This is a genomic window from Cytobacillus sp. FSL R7-0696, from assembly GCF_038006865.1.
Classification (GTDB): domain Bacteria; phylum Bacillota; class Bacilli; order Bacillales; family Cytobacillaceae; genus Cytobacillus; species Cytobacillus kochii.
Window position 1 is genome coordinate 4,125,478 of sequence record NZ_JBBOWA010000001.1, and the last position, 23,015, is coordinate 4,148,492.

General features: G+C 35.1%; 23 protein-coding genes and 1 pseudogene. 8 read left to right on the plus strand and 16 right to left on the minus strand.

Annotated elements, in window-relative coordinates:
- Window positions 1-753: 753 nt before the first annotated feature.
- The 7 genes from MKX29_RS21080 to MKX29_RS21110 all read left to right on the plus strand — a co-directional run bounded on the left by MKX29_RS21080 (window position 754) and on the right by MKX29_RS21110 (window position 10,114).
- Window positions 754-2,463: a sigma-54 interaction domain-containing protein gene (locus MKX29_RS21080; protein ID WP_341107573.1), complete on the plus strand. Its 1,710-nt coding sequence runs from the start codon at window positions 754-756 to the stop codon at window positions 2,461-2,463.
- 229 nt (window positions 2,464-2,692) lie between these two features.
- Window positions 2,693-3,775, plus strand: coding sequence for a DUF917 domain-containing protein (locus MKX29_RS21085; protein ID WP_341107575.1), 1,083 nt, complete (start codon window positions 2,693-2,695; stop codon window positions 3,773-3,775).
- Window positions 3,772-5,325 (plus strand): hydantoinase/oxoprolinase N-terminal domain-containing protein, encoded by a 1,554-nt coding sequence (locus MKX29_RS21090; protein WP_341107577.1) that lies wholly within the window; start codon window positions 3,772-3,774, stop codon window positions 5,323-5,325. The genes MKX29_RS21085 and MKX29_RS21090 overlap by 4 nt, the downstream gene beginning before the upstream one ends.
- 28 nt (window positions 5,326-5,353) lie before the next feature.
- Window positions 5,354-6,082, plus strand: a complete 729-nt coding sequence (locus MKX29_RS21095; RefSeq protein WP_095373692.1) for an aspartate/glutamate racemase family protein — start codon at window positions 5,354-5,356, stop codon at window positions 6,080-6,082.
- 16 nt (window positions 6,083-6,098) lie between these two features.
- Window positions 6,099-7,409, plus strand: a complete 1,311-nt coding sequence (locus tag MKX29_RS21100) for a purine-cytosine permease family protein (RefSeq protein ID WP_224936427.1) — start codon at window positions 6,099-6,101, stop codon at window positions 7,407-7,409.
- 30 nt (window positions 7,410-7,439) lie between these two features.
- Window positions 7,440-8,534 (plus strand): DUF917 domain-containing protein, encoded by a 1,095-nt coding sequence (locus tag MKX29_RS21105; RefSeq protein WP_224936426.1) that lies wholly within the window; start codon window positions 7,440-7,442, stop codon window positions 8,532-8,534.
- Entirely contained in the window at window positions 8,534-10,114 is a 1,581-nt protein-coding gene (locus MKX29_RS21110; RefSeq protein ID WP_341107581.1) for a hydantoinase/oxoprolinase family protein, read from the plus strand. The genes MKX29_RS21105 and MKX29_RS21110 overlap by 1 nt, the downstream gene beginning before the upstream one ends.
- Before the next feature lie 266 nt (window positions 10,115-10,380).
- Here MKX29_RS21110 and MKX29_RS21115 read toward each other — a convergent pair.
- From MKX29_RS21115 to MKX29_RS21165, 11 genes and pseudogenes are all read right to left on the minus strand, one after another.
- Window positions 10,381-10,850: pseudogene (locus tag MKX29_RS21115) on the minus strand (DMT family transporter).
- 14 nt (window positions 10,851-10,864) lie between these two features.
- Window positions 10,865-11,293: a DMT family transporter gene (locus tag MKX29_RS21120; protein WP_341107582.1), complete on the minus strand. Its 429-nt coding sequence runs from the start codon at window positions 11,291-11,293 to the stop codon at window positions 10,865-10,867.
- A gap of 80 nt (window positions 11,294-11,373) precedes the next feature.
- A complete protein-coding gene (locus MKX29_RS21125; RefSeq protein WP_191811650.1) occupies window positions 11,374-11,688 on the minus strand; it encodes an ArsR/SmtB family transcription factor in 315 nt (104 codons plus the stop codon).
- A gap of 1,102 nt (window positions 11,689-12,790) precedes the next feature.
- The gene (locus MKX29_RS21130; RefSeq protein WP_251161590.1) at window positions 12,791-13,354 is read right to left on the minus strand and encodes a staygreen family protein; all 564 of its coding nucleotides are present in this window, start codon (window positions 13,352-13,354) and stop codon (window positions 12,791-12,793) included.
- Between the two features lie 77 nt (window positions 13,355-13,431).
- Entirely contained in the window at window positions 13,432-14,193 is a 762-nt protein-coding gene (locus MKX29_RS21135; RefSeq protein ID WP_224936421.1) for a hypothetical protein, read from the minus strand.
- A 74-nt stretch (window positions 14,194-14,267) separates the two neighbouring features.
- Complete coding sequence (locus MKX29_RS21140) at window positions 14,268-14,660, minus strand: helix-turn-helix transcriptional regulator (protein ID WP_224936420.1); 393 nt, start codon at window positions 14,658-14,660, stop codon at window positions 14,268-14,270.
- Between the two features lie 33 nt (window positions 14,661-14,693).
- The gene (locus tag MKX29_RS21145; RefSeq protein ID WP_341107585.1) at window positions 14,694-15,311 is read right to left on the minus strand and encodes a DUF2812 domain-containing protein; all 618 of its coding nucleotides are present in this window, start codon (window positions 15,309-15,311) and stop codon (window positions 14,694-14,696) included.
- Window positions 15,312-15,324: 13 nt separating this feature from the next.
- Window positions 15,325-15,648 (minus strand): PadR family transcriptional regulator, encoded by a 324-nt coding sequence (locus tag MKX29_RS21150; protein ID WP_224936418.1) that lies wholly within the window; start codon window positions 15,646-15,648, stop codon window positions 15,325-15,327.
- Window positions 15,649-15,894: 246 nt separating this feature from the next.
- Window positions 15,895-16,866, minus strand: coding sequence for an NAD(P)H-dependent flavin oxidoreductase (locus MKX29_RS21155; protein ID WP_341107588.1), 972 nt, complete (start codon window positions 16,864-16,866; stop codon window positions 15,895-15,897).
- A gap of 176 nt (window positions 16,867-17,042) precedes the next feature.
- Window positions 17,043-17,996, minus strand: coding sequence for an alpha/beta hydrolase (locus MKX29_RS21160; protein WP_341107590.1), 954 nt, complete (start codon window positions 17,994-17,996; stop codon window positions 17,043-17,045).
- A 13-nt stretch (window positions 17,997-18,009) separates the two neighbouring features.
- Window positions 18,010-19,653, minus strand: a complete 1,644-nt coding sequence (locus tag MKX29_RS21165; protein WP_341107592.1) for a flavin-containing monooxygenase — start codon at window positions 19,651-19,653, stop codon at window positions 18,010-18,012.
- Window positions 19,654-19,951: 298 nt separating this feature from the next.
- Here MKX29_RS21165 and MKX29_RS21170 point away from each other — a divergent pair, with 298 nt between their 5' ends.
- Window positions 19,952-20,494 (plus strand): DUF402 domain-containing protein, encoded by a 543-nt coding sequence (locus tag MKX29_RS21170; protein WP_341107594.1) that lies wholly within the window; start codon window positions 19,952-19,954, stop codon window positions 20,492-20,494.
- 325 nt (window positions 20,495-20,819) lie between these two features.
- Here MKX29_RS21170 and MKX29_RS21175 read toward each other — a convergent pair whose 3' ends face one another.
- The 5 genes from MKX29_RS21175 to MKX29_RS21195 all read right to left on the minus strand — a co-directional run bounded on the left by MKX29_RS21175 (window position 20,820) and on the right by MKX29_RS21195 (window position 22,912).
- Window positions 20,820-21,140: a hypothetical protein gene (locus MKX29_RS21175; RefSeq protein ID WP_341107596.1), complete on the minus strand. Its 321-nt coding sequence runs from the start codon at window positions 21,138-21,140 to the stop codon at window positions 20,820-20,822.
- A gap of 26 nt (window positions 21,141-21,166) precedes the next feature.
- Window positions 21,167-21,577, minus strand: coding sequence for a hypothetical protein (locus tag MKX29_RS21180; RefSeq protein ID WP_341107599.1), 411 nt, complete (start codon window positions 21,575-21,577; stop codon window positions 21,167-21,169).
- A gap of 229 nt (window positions 21,578-21,806) precedes the next feature.
- A complete protein-coding gene (locus MKX29_RS21185) occupies window positions 21,807-22,361 on the minus strand; it encodes a hypothetical protein (protein WP_341107601.1) in 555 nt (184 codons plus the stop codon).
- Window positions 22,297-22,668 carry a hypothetical protein gene (locus tag MKX29_RS21190; protein WP_341107603.1) on the minus strand — a complete coding sequence of 124 codons (372 nt, stop codon included), beginning with the start codon at window positions 22,666-22,668 and terminating at the stop codon, window positions 22,297-22,299. The genes MKX29_RS21185 and MKX29_RS21190 overlap by 65 nt, the downstream gene beginning before the upstream one ends.
- Complete coding sequence (locus MKX29_RS21195) at window positions 22,661-22,912, minus strand: hypothetical protein (protein WP_341107604.1); 252 nt, start codon at window positions 22,910-22,912, stop codon at window positions 22,661-22,663. Before MKX29_RS21195 ends, MKX29_RS21190 begins: the two co-directional genes overlap by 8 nt.
- Window positions 22,913-23,015: the final 103 nt, after the last annotated feature.

A 23,015-nucleotide genomic window follows, 5' to 3' on the forward strand; every position in this document is an offset into this window, starting at 1 on the left:
TATTTTCCATTTTTAATGGTTCAGAAACTTTGAATGGGTATCCCTTAGAATACATGGTTTCCAAGTAGTAATTGAGTTTCCATGCTACGCCAACTCTTCAATAGTCACTTTCTCAACTGTTTTATCAAACCGTATGACAAAGCCACCTTGTCATACATTTTTCCTTTTAGAGAAAGAATAAATCCTCAATCTATCCTCATTCTTGGGTGTAAACATTTAACGGAAAGAAAATCAACCTAATCAGCAAAAATCGGATGTTATGGGACTGACATTGAACCATTATTGGATAGATTTTCTGAGTAAATAGATAGCAGATTTTTCGATTTTTCTCCTACCATTTAAGTACCCGAGCAATTACAAAATGAACCTAGGACACTCTATCTTGTAAAAGGCAGCAGTTCAGACATCGAAGTATCAAATCCTCCCAACAAAACTACAAAGACCATAAGCTTAAAATCATTCAACTAGGCTTCAAATATAACGGAACATCTTCCAGGTGGGGCTCACACACGAAGAAATATCAGCTGGTACAATTGACAGTATGCAATCAGCGAGAGATTTCACAATCATTGGCTCACTTAAGCCTTGGGATGCGCGACCTTAATTCACCTTATAAAAGGATTTATTTAAACTCAGGCTTATTTTTCATAAGGTTCATTTAAAGTGAAATTAATCTAAATGCGTCAATATACCAATGGGACATCTCGATTATTTGTTATAATAACTTTAATCTCAGTAAAAGTGGTGATCCTGTTGTTATCTGAATTATATAAAAGTGAAATAACGACAATTGCTATAAGGTTCTTTCGCCACTATTCTTGTAAGATACATATCTATTTTGAGAATTGTGATAGGCAGAATTCAACCTTTGGTGTCCTTATTGAAGAAAAACTCCGGAAAAATAGGAACCCAATTGGACAATTATTTAAAGAATCGTGTAGCATTTGTACTGACTTATGTACATTAACTAAATACCCTGATGAAGAAATAAGTATAACCCCCATTAGGATAGCGGATCAAATAGTGGCATATCTTGTTATGCAAAGTGGCATGAAAAATGAACAGCGAGATGAAACATTAGAACTCATTGACTCTCAATTGGACTTATGTAAATCAACGATCGAAATAAAATTACAAAGTCTAGAACTAGAACGTCTTTATCATGAAACATTAGATGAACTGCAAATCTTTTTACAAACTACAAGCGATGTATTTGTCCTTATTAACAAAGAAGACGTCATTGAAACGACCAGTCAAACATTCTCCTCTATTAATGAGGAAAAATTAAATGTAGTAGGCTTAAATATTTCAACTTTAATGTACAGTAAAGATTGGGAAAGACTCAAAAAAGATAAAGTCATTGAAGAGGTTGAATTATTGGTGAATAAAGGAAAAGCTACGGTTTCTTTAAGAACGATCAAATCAAATGATGTAACAATATCCTATTTAATACAAATATTAATGGATAAAGGAACTGTGAAAAAACCGATTGCTAAACAAACGCTCTATACTTTTCAACAAATTAAGGGGACTAGCCATAGTATTCAAAAAACGATTGAAAAAGCACAGAGAGTAGCTAATAGTGATTCATCTATTCTATTAAGAGGTGAAAGTGGTACGGGAAAGGAAATATTTGCCCAAGCTATTCACCATGGAAGCAATCGAAGTAAGAGGCCATTTATTGCGCTAAATTGTGCAGCCATACCAGAATCGCTATTAGAAAGTGAATTATTTGGTCATGTAAAAGGTGCATTTACTGGTTCACATACTACAAGGGTTGGGCGCTTTGAGCTCGCAAATGGCGGTACGCTTTTTTTAGATGAGATTGGTGATTTGTCTCCTTCTCTTCAAGCGAAGTTATTAAGGGTTGTTCAAGAAAGAAGAATAGAAAAAGTAGGTGATAATCAATCAACCCCAGTAGATGTAAGGATCATTACTGCTACTCATCAAAACTTGGAGCAATTGGTTCAAGTAGGGAAGTTCAGAAAAGATTTATATTACCGTTTAAATGTTATACCGATTGTCATCCCACCTTTAAGAGATAGAAGGGAGGATATCCCTATATTGATTGAATATTTTATGAAAAACTTATCAAAACAAGCTGGAAAAAAACCGAAAAGAATTTCTAAAGAAGTATTGGAGATTTTATTGAATAACAATTGGAGTGGAAATATTAGAGAGTTACAAAATGTCGTTCACCACTTTGTTCAATTAGAAATCGGTGAATTAGTGACTCAAAAAAGTTTGCCAACGTATCTTAAAGATGAAATACAATCTCAAATACAATTACAACCAAATCATAAGCGTATATATAGAACACAATCCAATGAAAACAAAGAGGAAATCCTCCGACTGTTAGATGAATTTGGAAGGGATACCTTAGGTAAAAAAAGAGTAGCAAAATCCTTGAATATAAGTTTACCAACCTTATACCGCAAACTGAATAAATTAAGAATTAAGTAATTTGAGAATCAAAGAGAAAAGTTGAGAAAAAATGAGAAATCAATGTATTTAACCTGTTTTTCTCAATTATCATTCTCATGTTTATATTTAAAAATCCTCTCACTTGAGAGGATTTTCACGTTTAACCTAGATACATAAAGTTGCGAGATTCGTGGTTTTTTAAGTTATTATTTTATTTTTTTGAATATTGGTATAAAACTTGCAACTAGTAAAGAAAGGAGAGAAAGAAATGCCTTGGAAAATAACTAAAGAAGACATTCGATTCATTTCCCTTGGGGCAAGGATATTATCTTGTGGAGGTGGTGGTAATACAAGATCAATGGAAGCTTTAATATTGTCGGTGATGAAAGACGATGATGTGATAGAGGTGATACCCATTCATGAAGTGAGGGATGATTGGTGGGTAACTGCTATTGGAATTATGGGTTCCACAGTCCTCTTTAATGAAGATTTACCGACAGGCGAAGAAATGGAAACAGCACTTAGTTTATATGAAAAGGAATATAACAAAAATGTAGATGCCCTCATTTCTATCGAAATAGGTGGTGTGAATGCTTTGGCTCCCCTTTTACTTGCTCTAAAGCGGCGCCTTCCTGTGATTGATGGAGATGGAATGGGAAGAGCATTTCCAGAGCTTTATATGACTACTCTGCATTTAAATGGTATTCCACTTGCCCCTCTTTCACTAGTAACGCAAGATAATATGAAGTTCATTCCTTCTTCATACACTTCCGATCAGGCAGTACATGAAGCTAAATCATTTGCTAATAATAATGGAGGGCATAGTCACGTAGTCGGCTATGGTACAAGTGGAGATGAGATCAAAACTTCGATGTTGTCAGGGACACTTTATTTAGCCTATCGTTTAGGGAAAATTATTACGTCTTATGGCGACGGAATCATCCGATTAAAGCAAATAAAGAACGTATTTGAAAATTCGATCTACGGAGAATTATCTCTCGTTATTAAAGGGTATGTAACAGAGGTCTCTCGTTGGTTTGAAAATGAAGTGATTGTTGGAAAACTATTTATTGAAAGCTACACAAAACAACATAACCAGAAAATTGAAATCCAATTTATGAATGAATTTTTTACCGTTCATAATGGCGAAAGCCTTTATCGTGTGCCAGATTTAATTGTGTTTCTCCATATAGATTCACTTGAACCAATCAGTGTTGTAGACATTCAAAGGGCTCAATCAGTCATCGTTTTAGTTATACCTGCTCCTAACATATTGCATACTACAGATATGTTAACACTCATACACATGGAAGAATCTTATCAACTGTTAAAGAAAGAGGATGACCAATGAGGTTAGGAATTGATGTAGGTGGAACAAATACTGATGCAGTTATCATTGATGACTCAGGCAATATAAAGGCCTGGTCAAAGCAATTGACGACAAGTAACTTGGGAGAAACCATCTATGAAACCGCAAAAATAGTATTAAATGAGGCCAATGTAAAGCCAGAATCGATGAAAGGGATCTTCTTAGGCACTACACATGTACTAAATGAATTGTATTATCCAAAAAATTTAGCCAAGACAGCTTTGATTCGCTTAACCAAGAAACCATCAAAAATCAAACCTGGTTTATTTTGGCCAAGTCATTTAAGTAAATACATTATAAAAGAGTTTCATTTAGAAACAAAATATGATTTTACAAGGCAAATACCTCATTATGATGAAATCGATCATGAAAGTGTATTTAAGATAATGAAGGAATTAGAAAAAGCAAAAGTAGAGTCAGTTTGTATTGTAGGTGCCTTTTCTTCCTTTTATGAGGATGAAGAAAACAACTTAAAAAAAGTGATTGCCTCTCATATGCCTTCTCTTTCTGTCACTGTATCTAATGAAATAGGAAGTATAGGCTTTTTGGATCGTGAGAATGCCTCTTTGCTTAACTCAATGTTGTCATTTGTGATGAAGGATGCGTTAAGCTCCATTAATGATATCTTTAAAAACTTAGGTCTGCATTGCCCTTATTGGATAACGCAAAATGATGGATCATTGATGAAAGTAGAAGAAGCGATTAAGTTACCTATTTTCACAATCGGTTCTGGCATAACTAATAGTTTACGTGGCGCTTCCAAACTTACTGGTTTAAAGAACTTCATAGGGATTGATGTTGGAGGCAGCACAATTGATATTGGTATGGTAAGTCATGGTCATCCACAAACAGAAGAAGGACCAGTAAAAGTATTGGATATTCCAGTGAATGTTAGGCTGCCAAAAGTACACTCACTTTCAACAGGTGGAGGCAATTTAGTCAATACTCATAATGGTGATTTATTAATTGAAGATACAATTGCAAGTGATATAACAAAAGATGGGCTTGCATGGGGAGGAGAACAATGGACAATATCCGACTCGTTTTTAAAAATTTTTCCTCATTCATTCAAGGATAAACACATTAAATATGAAAATCTAGAAGGTATTTCAACAGAAGATTGTTTAAAAGTAGTAAATACGGTATCAAGCAGGATAAGAGAAAAAATTAGACAATTACAACCTAAAGATCAATACGTCCCACTCGTTCTAGTTGGAGGTGGAAGTCCTTTACTTCTAAATAATATTTTCACTAAATTTGATAAAGCTATCCAGCCTGTAGGTTATCAAATATGTAATGCCGTAGGAGCTTGTTATGCTCCCCTAAGCTCAAGTTTAGACAAAGTTTTTTGGCTAAATGATCGTACAAAAGAGGAAATTGTAGAAAGAGAGAAAGAGAGGGTAATTACAGAGTTAATTCATAAAGGAGCAAAACCTGAAACGATCAAAATAAATAGAGTGGAGGAATTTCCATTCGATTATTTAAAAGGTGAAATGTTTCGTTTAAAAATAATGGCATTTGGTGATTTATAATCTTATTTTAAAAAAGAGAGGGCGAAATATGAAAATTAAAGTGATTGCACCTATTATCTCAGACACATTTATGGATGAAATGAAAAAAGAATTTACTGGATTTTCCTATCCTCAAACAACCATTGATGTAACAAACCTAGATTACGGGCCTGCTTCTATAGAAAGTGAGTACGATGAAGCCTTATGTGTACCTGATTTTATCGAAAAAGTAAAACAAGCGGAAGCAGACGGATACGACGGTGTGATTAGTAATTGTTTTGGAGATCCAGGAGTGAAGCCAGCTAGAGAGGTCGTTGATATTCCAGTGATAGGCCCTTGCGAGGCTTCTATGCTGTTTACAAGCACACTGGCAAAACGTTTCTCTGTTGTAACTGTTCTCCCCAATGTCGTTTCAATGATTAGTAACATTAGTAAAGTAACAGGTGTTTATCATAATCTTGCCTCTATTCGTTATGTAAACATCCCCGTTTTAGAAGTACATGAGAAAGAGAAGTTAAAGAGTGCTCTTTTAGATGAAATGTTAAAAGCGATTAAAGAAGACCAAGCAGAAGCACTAATTCTGGGCTGTACTGGATTTATGGGGGTAGCTAGCGAACTCCAAATGAAGCTAACTGAAAAAGGCTATGACATTCCAGTTGTAGATCCTGGCTTTGCAGCGACAAAATTATTAGAAGCTACAATAAGTATGGGAGTGAAGCAAAGTCGCATTACTTATATGAAGCCGCCAAGTAAACAAAGAGTGATGAATACGAATTGAATGGAGGGATAGGACGTTGGCAAATCATTCTACTATTGGGGACGATTATTCATTAACAAGGGTGCCTCAGGAGGCTAGGCGATCACTGTGGAGTATTACGATCATTCGTGTCGGGGCATTAGCAACCATTTCACAATTTATTTTAGGAGCATCTTTAGGATACGGGATGACTTTCTGGCAGGCATTTTGGGCTACGTTTCTAGGTAGTGTGATTCTTCAAGTGGTTGGTTTCCTTTTAGGGTATGCAGGCGCGAAAGAAGGGTTATCTACAAGTCTTTTAGCTAGGTGGACAGGGTTTGGGCGCCATGGTTCGAGCATAATTGGGGCAGTTATAGCTATTTCTTGTATTGGTTGGTTTGGTGTACAAAATTCCGTGTTTGCTGAAGGAATTGTACAATCTACCAATGGAGCGGTTTCTTTACCCTTAGCAGCAACATTAACAGGAATTGGTGTAACCATTTTGGTTATTTTCGGTTTTAAACTTTTAAGTATTACAGCTTCAATCACTGTACCCTTATTTCTAATAGCTGTCAGTATAGGAATTTATCAAACACTAAAAGGACAGAGTTTTTCTGATTTACTAGCAACACAGCCAGCAGGTGAGCCTTTATCAATTGGCGTTGCTGCGACCATGGTTGCGGGTGGATTTATCATAGGTGCGGTGATTACCCCGGATTTTAGTAGGTTTGCTAAGAGTGGAAAAGATGTTTTCTGGATGACTACCATCGGATTATTAGTAGGAGAATTAGGGATTAATATGATTGCTGTCTTAATGGCTTTAGCGGCAAGAACAAATGATGTAGCTAATATTATGATGACAACAGTTGGCTGGTTAGGGGTTATGGTTGTGGTCCTTTCCACTGTTAAAATCAATAATTTAAACTTGTACTCATCATCCCTCGGTTTTACTAATATTTTTGACTCATTATTTCGAATTCAATTAAATCGTGGAATGGTTACGTTACTAATTGGTATTATTGGTACGCTATTATCTGTATTAGGGATATTAGAACGTTTCACTGATTTTCTCGTTTTACTTGGGATACTTGTTCCACCTGTTGCGGGAATTATGGTTATTGACTATTTCATTTTAAAGACACATAGGAAAATACTAGACGAAAGTCGCCAGAAGGGCCAATTGCCTGCAAATACCGAGAAACTTGGCTGGCCTACGATTTTAGCCTGGGGATGCGGAGGATTAGCTGGTTATTTTATTACAATAGGTATACCATCTATTAACTCGTTAGTGATTAGTGCGGTCATTTATTATGTGGCAAAAAAAATGGAGCGATTATATAAAACTGATATTCATGCAGATGTAGCATAAATATATAGAAACTTCAAAGGAGTGCGTCAAATGAGAAAAATAGGAAAACAAGAAATTGAGGATATGGCAATTGGTGCAGCTTTACTTGGAACGGGCGGAGGTGGAGATCCGTACATCGGTAAGTTAATGGCGCTTCAAGCAATTGAAGAATATGGAGAGGTAATATTATTAGACCCGGAGGAAGTACCTGACGATGCATTAGTTGTCCCATCATCAATGATGGGTGCACCCACTGTTATGTTAGAAAAAGCACCAAGTGGTGAGGAAGCTATTCGTGCTTTTAATCAATTAGAGGAATATTTAGGTGAAAAGATATACGGGACTTTTCCTATTGAAGCGGGTGGTGTAAATAGTATGTTACCTTTTGCATTAGCTGCAAGATTAGGAATTCCAGTAATAGATGCTGATGGGATGGGACGAGCATTTCCAGAACTCCAAATGGTAACCTTTTATTTAGACGGGATATCAGCAACTCCTGCAATAATAGCTGATGAAAAGGGAAATACAGCGCTATTGTCTACAATTGATAATGTATGGACAGAGAGGATTGCTAGATCTGCAACTATACAAATGGGTGGTTCTGTCATGTGTGCGATGTATTCAATGACAGCTAAAGACCTTAAGAAAAGTGGGATTACAAATATTCTTAAGCTTGAAGAGGAAATTGGTAAAAGTATTAGATTAGCCAAAATAAATAATGTGAATCCTATAGAGAAAATTTTAGAAACAGTCAATGGCTTTGAGTTATTTAAAGGGAAAGTCATTGATATAGATAGGAAAACTGAATCAGGTTTTGCAAAGGGTGTCGCTACTTTTGAGGGGCTTGAACAAAATAAAGGTGAAAATTTAAAACTCCGCTTTCAAAATGAACATCTTATTGCTCAAACGAATGAAAAGGTTTTATGTATGACGCCGGATTTAATAGCTGTACTCGATTCAGAAACAGGTTTACCTATAACAACAGAAGGCATACGCTATGGATCTAGATGTGTTGTAATTGGCATCCCTTGTCATCCAAAATGGAGAACAGAAAAAGGCATAGCAACAGTAGGACCAAACTACTTTGGCTATGATATGGCATATACACCTGTAGAGGAACTTGTAAAAAAAGGAGTGACACAATGATGGCAACATATAGAATTGGAATTGATGTAGGTGGTACTCATACTGACGCGGTCTTGTTAAATGACAAGAATGAAGTCATATCAGAAACAAAAGCTTCAACTACTGAAGATGTAGCTACAGGCATATATCATGCAATGCACAAAATTGTTTCTCATGCGAATGTGCCAAAAGAAAATATAAAATATGCAATGTTAGGAACAACTCATTGCACGAATGCGATTGTTGAAAGAAAGAGACTAAATCAAGTGGCGGTAGTACGAATTGGTGCGCCAGCGACACTGGCAGTCAAACCTTTAATAGGTGTCCCAAATGACCTTAGAGAATTACTAGGTGAACATGTCTTCTTAGTGCGAGGGGGTCATGAATTTGATGGAAGAGAAATAGTTGAACTTGATGAAAATCACTTATATGAAATCGCAAATGAATTAAAGGAAAAAGTGGATTCCATAGCAATTACTTCTGTTTTCTCTCCGGTATCAAAGGCACACGAAGAAAGAGCAGCCGAGATTTTTCAAGAAGTATTGGGAGACTCTATCGCATTATCGTTATCTTCTGAGATTGGTTCTGTAGGGCTATTAGAAAGGGAGAATGCGACCATATTAAACGCTTCAGTTATTAATGTCGCAAAGATGGCTGCAGAAGGGTTTATCGATGCATTAAAAAATGAAGGGATTCAAGCGAAAGTATTCTTTGGACAAAATGACGGAACATTGATGTCTGTAAAATATGCAATGAAATACCCTATTTTCACAGTTGCATGCGGACCTACTAATTCTTTGAGAGGTGCTTCATATTTAAGTGAATTATCGGATGCCATAGTCGTAGATGTAGGAGGAACAACATCTGATGTAGGTGTGTTAGTGCAATCATTTCCACGAGAATCTTCTCTTGCAGTTGAGATTGGTGGAGCAAGAACGAACTTCCGTATGCCGGATTTAGTTTCTATAGGCTTAGGGGGAGGAACAATTATAAAAATAGAAGACGAACATTCTTTTACAATCGGTCCTGAAAGTGTGGGGTATCGATTACCAGAGAAAGGATTGGTCTTCGGTGGAGATACATTAACTACTACTGATGTTGTTGTGGCACTTGGGAAAAGTAATTTAGGAGACGTTAAAAAAGTGTCACATCTTGATAAAAATTTATTAGATAAAATATACGTAAGAATGGTTGAGATGGTCGAAGAAGCAATAGACAGAATGAAAACAAGTGCTGATCCAGTTCCCGTTATTCTTGTTGGAGGAGGTAGTATTTTACTACCAGAAACCCTTAAAGGCGCCTCTCATGTTATCCGCCCGAACCATTCAGGTGTAGCAAATGCCATTGGCTCAGCCATTGCTCAAGTAAGCGGGCAAGTGGAAAAGATATTTGTACTAGATGAGATTGGCAGAGCTGCTGCGTTACAAAGCGCAAAAGAACAAGCAATAAAAGAAGCTGTGGAAGCTGGGGCTGAACCAAGTAGTGTAGAAATTGTAGATATTGAGGATGTCCCATTGGCCTACTTGCCAGGAAATGCAACTAGAGTAAGGGTGAAAGCGGCAGGGGACTTAAAATATCAAAGCGAGGTTGCTATCCATTAATAGCAAAAGTTACAAATAGTAGGTAAAACACAGACTGATGCTTTTATCAGAGTCAAATTCAAAACCAGTCATCTATAGTGTTGATGACTGGTTTTGTTGATTCTTAATACCCTAATGAGATATGAACTCCAAGTCCCGCTCTAATAGAGCTGAAGAATAATAGTTAAATTCATTGCGATAAAAAAATTGAGATGATTTAGCTATGCTACCTAATGACATACTGATTAATAGGGGATTCTTAAATGCATTAAGTGAAGTAACCTCAACTACTTTTGTTGTTTCGCTTCTACCACAGAACGCTTATTCCCTTTAAATATGAAATATAAGGCTATTAACATAAATAAAAGAGCAAACCATCGTTTAGTATCCATGGAATAATTAAACTATTAAACCATCCAAAGTGATCAATTACAACACTAATGACTAATTGCCCGATAATCACCGTAATACTAGTAGCTATAACGCCAATTTTTGTAACAGCAAAAACATTAAAGAGCAAAAATATAACTCCTAAGAAAACTGCACTTAGTTGCCAAAGAGGTGCGTCAAATATGGCAAATATATTTCCTTGACCAAAGAATAATATAATAAGGGCCAATAACATACTGCCTGTTATAAATGTTAAAAACGTAGTTTCGATTGTACCTGCTCTACGGCTGAATGATCCATTTATTGCTGATTGTGCACTTAATGTTATACCACCAATTAAAGTAAATAAAATCATAATAATTCCCATAATAAAAACCTCTCCTAGTTAACTAATATGAGTGCTATCATCATTGAAATGACAGCTAAAACTTTCTCTCTATTAATTTTCACTTTATTTGTTCCTAACCATCCAAAATGCTCAATTACCATACTCATAATCAATTGGCCAAGGATGACAGCAACCATAGTGATCCCAACTCCAACAAATGGGATACTAATTACTATTGCTGTTAAGTAAACAACACCTAAGACTCCTCCTAAAAGGGACCATTTAGGCGCTTTAATTGCGTATGATAAATTACCTTTTCCAAAAAATAACCATAATAGACCAAGAATGATTGCACCTACAATAAAGTTATAAAAACTAGTCTCTAATTTTCCAATATTTTTACCTAGTTCACCGTAAATAGCTCCTTCAAAACTAAGTGCCATTCCAGCCAATAATGCAAAAATATATGCAATAAACCGCATGATTAAATCCTCCTGTCTTAAATTCAAATATCTAGAATTATCGATATATGCATTAAAAAAAATACGAAAATCATAAAAACTTAGATTTCCGTTTTAAAATATTCAGCAAATTGACTAATAGCTTCCTCATTTCTTCGATAATAAGTCCATTGACCATAACGAACAGATTCTAATAATCCTGCTTTCTGCATCATATTTAAGTAGTGTGACACTGTAGATTGGGAAACTTTAGCCTTTTCTTGTATATCTCCAACACATACTCCGCCTTTGTAACTCACTTCCTTAGGTAGGTGAGCCCCCTGTTTTGGAAAGTGCTTCTCTGGATCTTTTAACCACAGTAAGATATTTAGCCTCGTTTCATTAGATAATGCTTTAAAAATATCGATAGGTTCCATATTGCTATTATATCGATATTTCTATATATGTCAAATTGATGTATTAAACGTTGTTAGCAAAGGCAGAAGAAGGGAGGGAGAATTGTACATAAAATTAAAGATATGCAAATTTACTCTATTAACAAAATCACCAGCTCTGTATAAACATATTAACTATAAGTGGGGGAAGAATATAGTACACTATTAGTTAATCTCATGTTCTTATATTTAACTATTTAAGCCCAGCGTTCTTAAATGAATGAAAATCTTTTTAAAGTAGCATTCGAGCAATACTTATTATGTAAACTGAGGAATGAATTTTATCATGAATGACAAAAAAATATCCAATACTCAGCATAATTAAATCAACGTCAAAGTTAATGGGAAGGTACCACGGTATCCGAAAACAAATCATTAGTTTATCATCCTGACCATTCGAAAGAATAAGGATTATGAAAGGTTAAAGAACTTTGGCATAGAAAAATGAACATAGTTGCTATTTTTGCATAGATCGAAGTGAAGTCGTAAGCGGGAAATCGCAATGAAATGAAAGTAACTACTTTTCTTATCATTTTTATCTAGTTTACATAATATATATTATAGGAAGTTAAGTAATTTTAATCATTTCTGTCTCAATATCTAAGTATACTTAAAACATTGAGACAGAATAAAATTTTATGATTCCTGATCTTATTTTTGTGATAAATTGTTTTCCATTGTAATCAAAAATTGCAAATCTATATGTAATCCTATTTAATAACTTTAACAAAATGATTGATTCGCATATGATTCAAGTTTTAGTGTATCAATCAATCTATTATCTAATTAAAAAAATCGCAGTTAACTCAATGATTTTATTTACGTTCTTGCTCTACCTAAGTTGTATACGATTAAAATACCGTATTAACTCTTTCTTAGCTACCTTTTCTATTCTTGCTTCAGCATTGCCAGCTGCTGAACGCTCATAACTAAGTTTAGATGTAACAGAAAATAGCTTTATCCATTATCAGTTTTTCTGCATGATATAAAAATAACTCCTTGATCTCTAAGATCATTCACAATTTTAATTGGAAAAAGTTATAAACCATGCTTCGATTTATAACTTTTAGTTTACATAATAATATTATTGTCTTTGTAAAGCTTTGCTTAAAAACTGTCTTACATTTCCATAATATTGTATCTTATTAAACGCAGGATAATCAGATTGAAACTGTACGTAGATTGGTGAATCGAGTAACCATGGATAATGCTGTAAAAAATGTTGATCCCCATAAACCAGCGCTGTTAACCAAGTATTGATTTCTCTTTCATAAATAAGATATCGTATCTTAGCATACGGTTCAGTATACTCTCCTTTGCTAATTTGAAAACGGCAGAACAATACATATTGCCCCATTTGCGGTATCCACTGTGCCTGAAGCGCGTCAGAATGAGTGTTCTCATTGCTTTTTACGTTCTCAATAGAAATGCTTAAATAAGCTTGTTCATCTCCATAAGGCTGTCGAAAGTAATAATTTCTATATTCAACTGGCTTAACATTTGTTGCAGGAGCAAGAATATCAACCTTTAATTTTGTTAAATCTAATTCTTGATTCATTGAATCCTTCCCCTTCATTAAAAGATTGTTACTTCTATACATCATATGCCCATTAGCTAAAGTTGTGCTAGCTAGAGATTTGTACCCCATTCTCTACCCATATCATAAAAAATGCTTATAGTTTATCTTTAAAGAAGATAAACTATAAGCTATTTAGCCATAACCGCTTATTTGTTTCTTACATCCAAAATTTCTACGTTCACTAATTGCCATTTTTCATCTTCTCTTTTCCAAAAAGATTGCAAATAAGCTATAGTATCATTTTGGTCTATACCTGTGACCCTTTGCATTCCCTTCAAGCCCTTTTCTCCCTTTGTATTTTCAAAAGGAGTAAGCATATTGTATGAGTTAACAGTTAGTTCAAATGGTTCGTTTAATTTCCCTTTATGATATATACCGAGTTTTTCATATGCTTTTGCATTCCCAGCCAAATCAAAAGTTACTTCCCTATTTTCATTTTCTACTGCAATAACAGCTTCATAATTATCCTCTAATTGCGCAGTAGAAATGACTGGGTCAGGTACACCTAAGTTAATTAGTTTTCCATCTTGATAACTATAAAGATAGAATGAAGCATTTTCTCCACTATCTTCGCTGTTGATTTTCACTAGCAATTCCTTTTCACCATCATCATTAAAATCAATTATCTTTAATCGTGGGTCAAACCCCGGTTCTAAATCTACTTTGACAGTTTTTTTAAGATCATCTTCTACTTCTAATGATAATTCTTTAAAAAAACCAGCTTCCTCTTCATAACGGATACCTTTAATTTTTATCGTCTCTTTTAACTCTTTTCCAGAAAGCTCTGCTTCTTGGGTAATGATTGTTTTTTGCTCTTCATTCTTGTCTACACCGGCATATACAGCGGTCATCGTGGATAAACTCATCAAGAAAAAGGCAGTTAATGCGACAAGCACTTCTTTCTTCATTATAAAGACCCTCCTAACATTATTATAAGGATGCCCTTTATTGGAAGAATAATGCAAAAATAGACTTGAAAAATTTATTTTCTTTTTATTGGTCCGTAATGATCACTCATGGCCTGATTTAGCAGTCCTAAACAACGGTCAAGCTCCACTTTCATTTGCTTTCTATATAGTTCGTATTCTTGCTTCCCCTTATCCGTAAGATGATAAATAATAATTTCTTGAAAATCTACTCCAGGTTCACCAAGTAACTTTTTTTCTCTTCTCACCCATCCCTCTCTCGTTAACTCATGTAATGTTTTATAGATTTCGGAATGAGTAGGATGATATCCATATGGTTTAAATTCGGTTCTCAGATCATCTAAAAACTGAGTACCATAACGTTTATTCGCTTCAATCATTTTTAGTAAATACAACTTCAAAAATGCTCTTTGTCTTACAAGAAAGCCCCTCTTTAATTCAGATTCCATTGTTCTCCCCTACCTTTGCTATGAAGAATCCTGTTATTTTTTTATCATTGATTGAATATACCGTTTATTTGCTTTATAACTAAAGAATAAATAGAATAGAACAGATAGTGGAATGAATGTCCAAGCTGCCCCTCTTAACAAGGCAAAAGGTGTCTCAAAAATGAACGAAAACCAAAATGAGGTTCCACTTTTGTCCCATAGCCCCGGCGTTAAGTAAAGTTCACTTGGTCGAATGAGATAGACTGGATCAATAATGTCTGTAAAATAAAGAAAGATTATTAGTGGGAAGTTACCAATGGCAAGCATGAGAGAAGAATGAGCGTAGCGCTGATACCTTTTTGCCTTTGAAACATTATCAGAAAAAATGTCATCTATGGCTTGGTCATCGATTTTCTCAAAATATTGAATCCCTGAATATTTTGATCCCGCTATATGTCTCCACCCACTATCCTCAAACAGTGTAATATAATCCAAAAAGTCTGCTGAATGCTTGAACTTTCTGAAATCTATTTTAATTTTTTTCTCTTTTGGATCAACTAACCGAAATTTGTAGCCGAAATAAGTGCTTTCTAATTGGTATCCTTCACTCGCCATTCTCTCTAACCATTGTTCCTCTTTATCAAAGTCATTAAAAACCTTGAATTTGCGCATCTTCTCCCCTCCACTACTTATCTGTATTAGAGAATAAGTTATTAGTAATGCGAATCATATGGCTCATCCTCTTATAATCTTGTCTTAGTACCTCAATTCCTTTCTCTGTGATCACATACGTTTTTCTACGTTTATCATCACTTTGCACAGATTGTATTAACCGTTGTTTCACTAAATTTTCTATTGCTCCGTACATCGTTCCTGCCGCTATTTTCACTTTGTTGTCACTTAATTCCTCCACTTTTTGCATCATCACATATCCATGGGAAGGTTCAATTAATGATAATAAAATGTAATAGGTTGTTTCGGTTAATGGAGAATATTTATTTATGTCCATGGAATCACCCCGACACTATATATACAGTTAAACTATATAGTTCAATTATATACAGTCTAACTGTATATTGCAATAAAACATTTTTCAACTTTCGCCCTTTTCTTACTTAATTGCATTTTTTGTTTTTTCTCTATCTATTGAATATTTGGAACATAGTTCTGTTAGAATTATTTTCGTTAATTTTTGTATGCTTATAAATTCGGACATTAAAAAAGCCACCTAAAAGGTGGCTAAAAGATTCATTGTTCACGTAAATTGTTTGCTATAAGCGAACAAGTCTTCTTGTGCTTGTTTATATTCCTGTTTTAGTTTATTGACATAATTAGCGGTAGTTGTCACCGCGGAAATGGCAGCAATCCCTTGTCCACTTCCCCAAACATCTTTCCATGCTTTTACTCGATTTTCCCCAAAATTCATTTTGCTTGGATCACTATCTGGTAGATTATCAGGATCCAAACCAGCCGCTTTTATGGATGGTTTTAAATAGTTACCATGAACCCCAGTAAATAGATTACTATAAACAATATCATCGGACGAACCATCAACAATAGCTTGTTTATACTCTTCTGAGGCTCTAGCTTCCTCTGTAGCGATAAATGGCGAGCCGATATAGGCTAAGTCTGCTCCCAACGCTTGCGCAGCTAAAATGGCTTGTCCGTTCGCAATAGAGCCCGAAAGCGCTAATGTTCCATCAAACCATTGTCTAATTTCTTGAATGAGCGCAAACGGACTTTTATCACCAGCATGGCCACCCGCTCCTGCAGCAACAGCAATTAAACCATCTGCGCCTTTTTCTATCGCTTTATGTGCAAAAGTGTTATTGATTACATCATGGAGTGCAATACCACCATAACTATGAGTAGCGGAGAATACTTCCTCTCTCGCTCCTAGAGAGGTAATTATAATTGGCACTTTATATTTCACGCATAGCTCCATATCTTTTTCTAATCTTTGATTTGATTTATGTACGATTTGATTAATTGCAAAGGGTGCAGCCGGTTTATCCGGGTTTTGTGCATTATAATCAGCAAGCTCTTCTGTAATTTGCGCTAACCATTCATCTAACTGAGAAGAAGGTCTGGCATTTAATGCTGGCATTGATCCAACGATACCAGCTTTACATTGTTCAATAACTAGCTTTGGGTTACTAATAATAAAAAGTGGTGATCCAATGACCGGTAACTGTAATTGCTGAAATTGTTTTGGTAAACGAGACATTTTCTTTTCTCCCTTCAAAGAACGAATGAAAACGGTAACACTTATTTCATCTGTTTTCTATATGTCCAATTTAACCCATATTTCTGTTACCCGTCAATTAAATATCAGATATTTCTAAATTAACAATATTATTTTCTGTAAAAATGAGCTGCGATTCAATCTCGCAGCTCATTTTTTTACTTCATGATTTTCACTTTTGGGTTAAGCGCTTTCTTTAATGCTTGTATATAGTTTTGAATTGCTGCACTACCCAAATCAGAAGTTGGATTTAATAATTCAAAGGCATGATAAGCGCCAGGATAAATATGAAACTCTACATCGACTCCATCTTTCGCAAGTCGCGAGACATATTCAATTGTTTCATCTCTAAATGGATCCAATTGACCCACACAGGTATAGGTTGGTGGTAGGCCAGAATAATTTTTTGCTCTTGCCGGCGCAGCATACGGTGAAATCTCGCCATTGATATTTTTACCTAAATACATCCTCCATGCTGCTAGGTTATTGCCACGATTCCATATCGCTTTTTCATCGGTGATTTCATAGCTTGATGCACTCGTATTACGATCATCTATCATTGGATAAAGCGGCATTTGAAAGGCTATTTTCGGACCGCTTCTATCTCGTGCTAACAATGAGAGGGCAGCTGTTAATCCTCCGCCCGCACTCTGACCAGCTACTGCGATTCTACTTCTATCAATCTTTAATTCTTCACAGCTCTCATGCATCCATAACAAGGCAGCATAGCAATCTTCTATTGCACAAGGATAGCGATGCTCTGGAGCTAACCGATAATCCACTGACACAACCACACATTCAGCTTCTTTTACAAACGCTTGACAAATAGCATCACTACCATCTGGATGACCAGTAACATAACCTCCACCATGTATGAAAAGAACAGCTGGAAGTGCCTCTTCATTTCTATTAGAAGGTTCATAAATCTTCACTAACATTCTTTGTTTATCTCCACCTTGAATAGATAATTGATTGATTCTTACATAAGGGGATGTTTCGACTGGGACGAATGCAGCCTGCCTTGCTGCTTCTAATCCCTCTGGTAACTTAAATGGTGGGAAAATCTCACAGATTTCTCTTATTTCTTCTGCTACTCTACTCATAAAATCCATTAATAGCACTCCTTTACATACTTTTTGTGATGGAAGAATGTTGGTCAAATCCACTATACTCACTAGTAGCACAGTTCTCGAGGATTTTCCCGTATTGTCCTAGTCCACCCAGGTAAATTAAAAATGCTTCAGGCTTTCCTTCTACATTTGCTCCAGAATACCAAGAAGGGGTTTTGCTATATAATGTTTGTCTATATACTTCTTCACAGTGGATACGCCATGTTTCTTCTTGTTGCGCATTCGCTTCTACCATTTCGAGCCCCTCTGCCTCTATATAAGCAATAAAACGGTCAATCCAATCCACATGCTGTTCAATACTTGTCGGCATATTTGTTGCTACAGATGGACTTTGTGGTCCAGTAATCATAAACATATTCGGGAAGAGGTTAGTGGCAACACCTAAATAAGTTGATACATTAGCTCCATGTTCCCATTTCTCCTTAAGTGATTCTCCTCCACGTCCTTTAATATCCATCGTTAATAATGGTCCGGTCATTCCATCATAACCTGTAGCGAACACAACCATATCTAAGGGATACTCTCTGCCTGTTGTGCAAATACCCTTTTCACTGAATTGTGTTATAGGCGCAGCTTTTACATCAACAAAATGAACATGTGGCAAATTAAATGATTCATAATAATTTGTATCAAGAACTAGACGTTTAGTGGCAATTGGGTAAGTGGGTAACAATTTTTCTGCTAACGATTGATCCTTAACAACTTGTTTTATCTTATCTCGAACAAATTGACTAAGTGTTTCATTAGAGGTTTCATTAATTAATAAATCATTATAAGTGGCACTTATCTCAAAGCCGCCTTTCTTCCATGCTGTTTCATAAACTTCCTGCCGTTTATATTGATTTTCCTCTAAGGCAGAAAACGGTCGTGAAAAAAAGGGATAACCAGTATGAGATTGAAACATTTTCTTTCTTGTATCTAATCGATTTGCTTTATATTCATTGATTTCTTCTTCTGTGTAAGGGTGATTTTGTGCGGGAATCGCATATTGAGGAGTTCTTTGGAAGCTATATACTTCCGCTGCTGTTTCTGCAATAACCGGTAAACTTTGAATTCCACTTGAGCCATTACCAATAATCCCTACTTTCTTGCCATGAAAATCTACTTCGTGATGTGGCCAAGTACCTGTGTGATAGCTTTCACCTTTATACTGGCTATAACCTGGTATTTTCGGTATATTCTTCGCATGTGCTGATAGACAACCGACAGCTGTAATGAAATATTTACATATCAATTGTCGACCATCTTGTAAAAACACTCTCCATTGTGTAATTTCTTCATCAAAATGAGCCGCTCTTATTTCTGTTTCTAACTCAATATCCTCTCTCAGTTGTAAGCGATCTGCTACAAAGTTTAAGTATTCGAGAATTTCTGGTTGTGTCGGATAACGAGAACGCCAAGACCATTCTTCATATAACGTTTCAGAAAAGGTAAAATTATACGTATGGCTTTCTGAGTCACACCTCGCACCAGGATAGCGGCTCCAATACCAAGCTCCCCCTACACCAGCACCTTTTTCAAACACCCGTACCTTCAAGCCACGTTCTCGTAATCTGTAGAGCATATACATGCCAGAAAACCCAGCACCAACAATAATTGCATCATAGGAAGGGAAATCTTGATGATTGTGGTTGTCCATCAATTACTCACACCTTTCTACTTGAATGATTGCGCTTACATTTCATAGGTTTTGTTGAAAATATTCTGACTATTAATAGTATTAGACCTCCTATTGTAAAATTCCTCTCTCCTTAATTAAATTTTTTCTCACTATAATAGCTCAGTAAAAGGAAGCCCATTAATTTTAGAAGTAACAGCATTACTTATGAAATATATTCAGTAAGATCTATTATTTTAAATAAATTTGTTTAATACAATTAAACTCATTACAATCAAATGCTATAATTTGCGTAAAAAAACAAGCGTGGGGGATGATGATGCTAAAGAGGAAGTTCGGAGATCGTTCAGATTGGAAAAGAATTGATAAAAGGAAATATTCACAGGCTTTCCTCAATACCAAAAACTTTAAGGGACACATAACTTTATTACATACACTATCCGTTACATCTCCATTATGTGTAAGTTATGGGAGAAAGAAATTATGTATAGTGGATGATGGATATATGTGGCTTCAACAATTTCCTTTAAGAAAAAACCATACAGTAACTACGATGTTCGATTCTAAAGGGAATATCATTCAGTGGTATATAGACATATGCCTCCATTATGGAATAGACAATACTATTCCATGGATAGACGATTTATTCTTAGATATTGTTATATTACCAACCGGGGAATTATATGTTTTGGATGACGACGAACTTGAAGATGCTCTAAAAAATAATATTTTTAATCAATCTCTATATGATTTAGCTTGGAAAGAAGTAAAAATCATTAAAAGTTTAGCTAGAGCTGGAAACTTTAATTTGTTAAAATTGTCAAACGCCCATAAAAATATTCTATCTAAAATTTTAAAGTAACTAAGATTAAATGAACAGAAGTTCTGTCTATTTCCCTTGATGAAAATTAGTTAACTAGAAGATTTAACGTTAATATAAAAAAATCATTTACTAACACAGTAATCTTCCCTGTTGACCAAGAAGCATTAGAAGGACGCCTTCAGAGTTTTAAAAAAATGATCAACTAAAAGAAGGATAATGACACATAAAAAAAGTACATCACTTTTATGATAATGGGTTCGGTTGATGGGGAGAAAATTGCTAATAACTAAGTAAAAAACAAGTTAATTAGCGTATATTTCAACAGTAAATTAGTAATGTAAATGGCAAGTAAAAACGCTCAGATTTATTCTGAGCGTTTTTTGATGTTATATTTTTTTACTTTTCTAATCGGAAAAAAGACAAGTATTAATACTAATCCTAGTAACAAGGTTAAAAATGGGAATATTAAGGGGAAGAATATTGTAGGATAACCTTCCCAAGCGTCAGTGTAATATCCAATCGAATAAGGAACAACTACACCAGCATTAAGTAGTTCTGTTTGTAAAGCGTCTCGTTCGGTAAAATTAAAAGATTTATTTTTGAAATTACCATCTTCATCTAATGTGTATAGAGTGTACTTCAATTTCTCTGAAGGTACCCCTCCGACTATATCTCCATTTGGCATCTCTTTTTCTAGTTCTCTTGTTTTTTTCAAAAGTAGAATGAATTGGGTTTTATCATTTTTTTATCTTCTAAGATTAAATATGCAATTTCTCCATAGTATCTATTCAAACCTTTTTCATCTATCCTTATCGGATAACCTTTTAACGTATCTATTTTCTTCCCATCTAATTTTAATGATAAATCTGCGATGCCAATTTTATTACTCCAAGGGTCTATATAACTTTCTTCATCTATTATTGTTTCTTTAACCTCTACAATATGGTCTTTAAAATTAAATGTAGATTTAGTAGGGGGTTCACCTTTGCTTACATTTGTAATCTTATACTCTTTATTCATTTTTTGATTATGTATGAGTTCCATTATCATTTCTGTGCTTAATGGCAGAGAAGTTAAAAATAAAATCGTTCCTATTATAAAGAATACTAATCTTTTTTTCATATCAATTTCACCTCTATCCTAATTTTTGTCCATTTGCATTTTGTGATATAATTTTAACATAAATTTTCCAATTCCTTATTTAAAAAATAAGTTTGCTTCGTATTAAAGCGAACTACCTCAGATAAATAATATCTTTTAAATCGAACTTTTTATTTGTAATACTCAATCGTTGTGCAGGTGTTTCCATTGTTCCGTTCGATTTATAGGCAAAACAAAAGTTGTAATAAGTTCACAGGATTGTGATAGCCATTTGAGCATACTTTGGATTGAAATTGGAATAGAGATAACTTTCTCCATCACCACGGGCTGTGGTTAATGGTCTTTCTAATATGGATAATCTTCTGTGAATTTGTTGAATAAGGTATTGGTTGCAGTCATTCATATTCAATATTAAAGCAGCCACATCTTTCGGTTCCAACGAAGAAAGGTTTGTCGTGCAATCAACAGAACGCAACCCTCTATCAATCGTAGCAAGAGGATGCAAGATAGGATTATCGGCATATTCTAGGTGTATTCCTGATGATGTGGAAACTTCTTTGTGGAAATGATGTTGCTCAAACAATTCTTGTGATTGCAGAAATGCCAATTTTCTTAGAGAGCCTGTTCCAAATCCTTGCATTGATCCCCAATTAACTAAATCAACTCTTGCTTGAATAAATTCCTCACGCGCCTGTTTGCTAGTTTTCGTTTTTTCCGTTTGACACAAGAAATGATGGGCATCAGATAGCCGTATTTCTTTTGAGAATACTCGGTTGATGGATGTAGAGAAGAAAATTGTTTTCATCAGTCACAAAATGCCACTCAGGGGCTTTCACGAACCGTTTAATGAGCCATAGATGTGCAATTGTCGTGTAAGTTGAACCGACGTGTAATCCATGATGTGAACAATGATGGTATTGAATTTGATGTGTATTGCCATTCCAAGTAAGTTCAATAGGCGTGAACAGTAAATCTTTATACTTTGTTCCAAACTGCTTCGGTGTTAATACATCATAATCTTTCGTTCTATCCCCAATTTCACTCATTGAAAGAGGGGATAGAACCTGAATTATAAAATCTTCTTTGGTAGCCAATCGCTTTAATTTAGCCAATCTTTTCGTCACCTACTAAATCTTCAATTCCAAGCTGCTTAACCATCCGTCTGTTATTTCTCCTGTTTTCAATCCAAGCGCTGAATTCTTTATCATCCAACAGGTTGAGAAGAAATAAATTGGCGACTTCGCTCTCGCTATGCTCCGTGTATTCTTCATAGCTTTTTACAATATTTCTTGCCCGTTCCGATATGAGCCAATCTACCTTTTCTGCATTTTGATTTTTGGGTTTAATGAACTTCATCCTTATTAGTCTCCTGTCTAAAATTGGTCATTAAATTAGTAAATCCAATTCGCAAACATTTTAGCACTCGTTTTAACAACGCCACATAATTTTATGTGATGTT

Excerpts from the sequence above, each read along its gene's own strand:
- MKX29_RS21085 (WP_341107575.1), top strand. The coding sequence starts at position 2,693 with ATGCCTTGGAAAATAACTAAAGAAGACATTCGATTCATTTCCCTTGGG.
- MKX29_RS21090 (WP_341107577.1), top strand. The coding sequence starts at position 3,772 with ATGAGGTTAGGAATTGATGTAGGTGGAACAAATACTGATGCAGTTATC.
- MKX29_RS21095 (WP_095373692.1), top strand. The coding sequence starts at position 5,354 with ATGAAAATTAAAGTGATTGCACCTATTATCTCAGACACATTTATGGAT.
- MKX29_RS21105 (WP_224936426.1), top strand. The coding sequence starts at position 7,440 with ATGAGAAAAATAGGAAAACAAGAAATTGAGGATATGGCAATTGGTGCA.
- MKX29_RS21110 (WP_341107581.1), top strand. The coding sequence starts at position 8,534 with ATGGCAACATATAGAATTGGAATTGATGTAGGTGGTACTCATACTGAC.
- MKX29_RS21120 (WP_341107582.1), bottom strand. The coding sequence starts at position 11,293 with ATGCGGTTTATTGCATATATTTTTGCATTATTGGCTGGAATGGCACTT.
- MKX29_RS21125 (WP_191811650.1), bottom strand. The coding sequence starts at position 11,688 with ATGGAACCTATCGATATTTTTAAAGCATTATCTAATGAAACGAGGCTA.
- MKX29_RS21130 (WP_251161590.1), bottom strand. The coding sequence starts at position 13,354 with ATGGGGTACAAATCTCTAGCTAGCACAACTTTAGCTAATGGGCATATG.
- MKX29_RS21135 (WP_224936421.1), bottom strand. The coding sequence starts at position 14,193 with ATGAAGAAAGAAGTGCTTGTCGCATTAACTGCCTTTTTCTTGATGAGT.
- MKX29_RS21140 (WP_224936420.1), bottom strand. The coding sequence starts at position 14,660 with ATGGAATCTGAATTAAAGAGGGGCTTTCTTGTAAGACAAAGAGCATTT.
- MKX29_RS21145 (WP_341107585.1), bottom strand. The coding sequence starts at position 15,311 with ATGCGCAAATTCAAGGTTTTTAATGACTTTGATAAAGAGGAACAATGG.
- MKX29_RS21150 (WP_224936418.1), bottom strand. The coding sequence starts at position 15,648 with ATGGACATAAATAAATATTCTCCATTAACCGAAACAACCTATTACATT.
- MKX29_RS21155 (WP_341107588.1), bottom strand. The coding sequence starts at position 16,866 with ATGTCTCGTTTACCAAAACAATTTCAGCAATTACAGTTACCGGTCATT.
- MKX29_RS21160 (WP_341107590.1), bottom strand. The coding sequence starts at position 17,996 with ATGGATTTTATGAGTAGAGTAGCAGAAGAAATAAGAGAAATCTGTGAG.
- MKX29_RS21165 (WP_341107592.1), bottom strand. The coding sequence starts at position 19,653 with ATGGACAACCACAATCATCAAGATTTCCCTTCCTATGATGCAATTATT.
- MKX29_RS21170 (WP_341107594.1), top strand. The coding sequence starts at position 19,952 with ATGCTAAAGAGGAAGTTCGGAGATCGTTCAGATTGGAAAAGAATTGAT.
- MKX29_RS21175 (WP_341107596.1), bottom strand. The coding sequence starts at position 21,140 with ATGCCAAATGGAGATATAGTCGGAGGGGTACCTTCAGAGAAATTGAAG.
- MKX29_RS21180 (WP_341107599.1), bottom strand. The coding sequence starts at position 21,577 with ATGAAAAAAAGATTAGTATTCTTTATAATAGGAACGATTTTATTTTTA.
- MKX29_RS21185 (WP_341107601.1), bottom strand. The coding sequence starts at position 22,361 with ATGAAAACAATTTTCTTCTCTACATCCATCAACCGAGTATTCTCAAAA.
- MKX29_RS21195 (WP_341107604.1), bottom strand. The coding sequence starts at position 22,912 with ATGAAGTTCATTAAACCCAAAAATCAAAATGCAGAAAAGGTAGATTGG.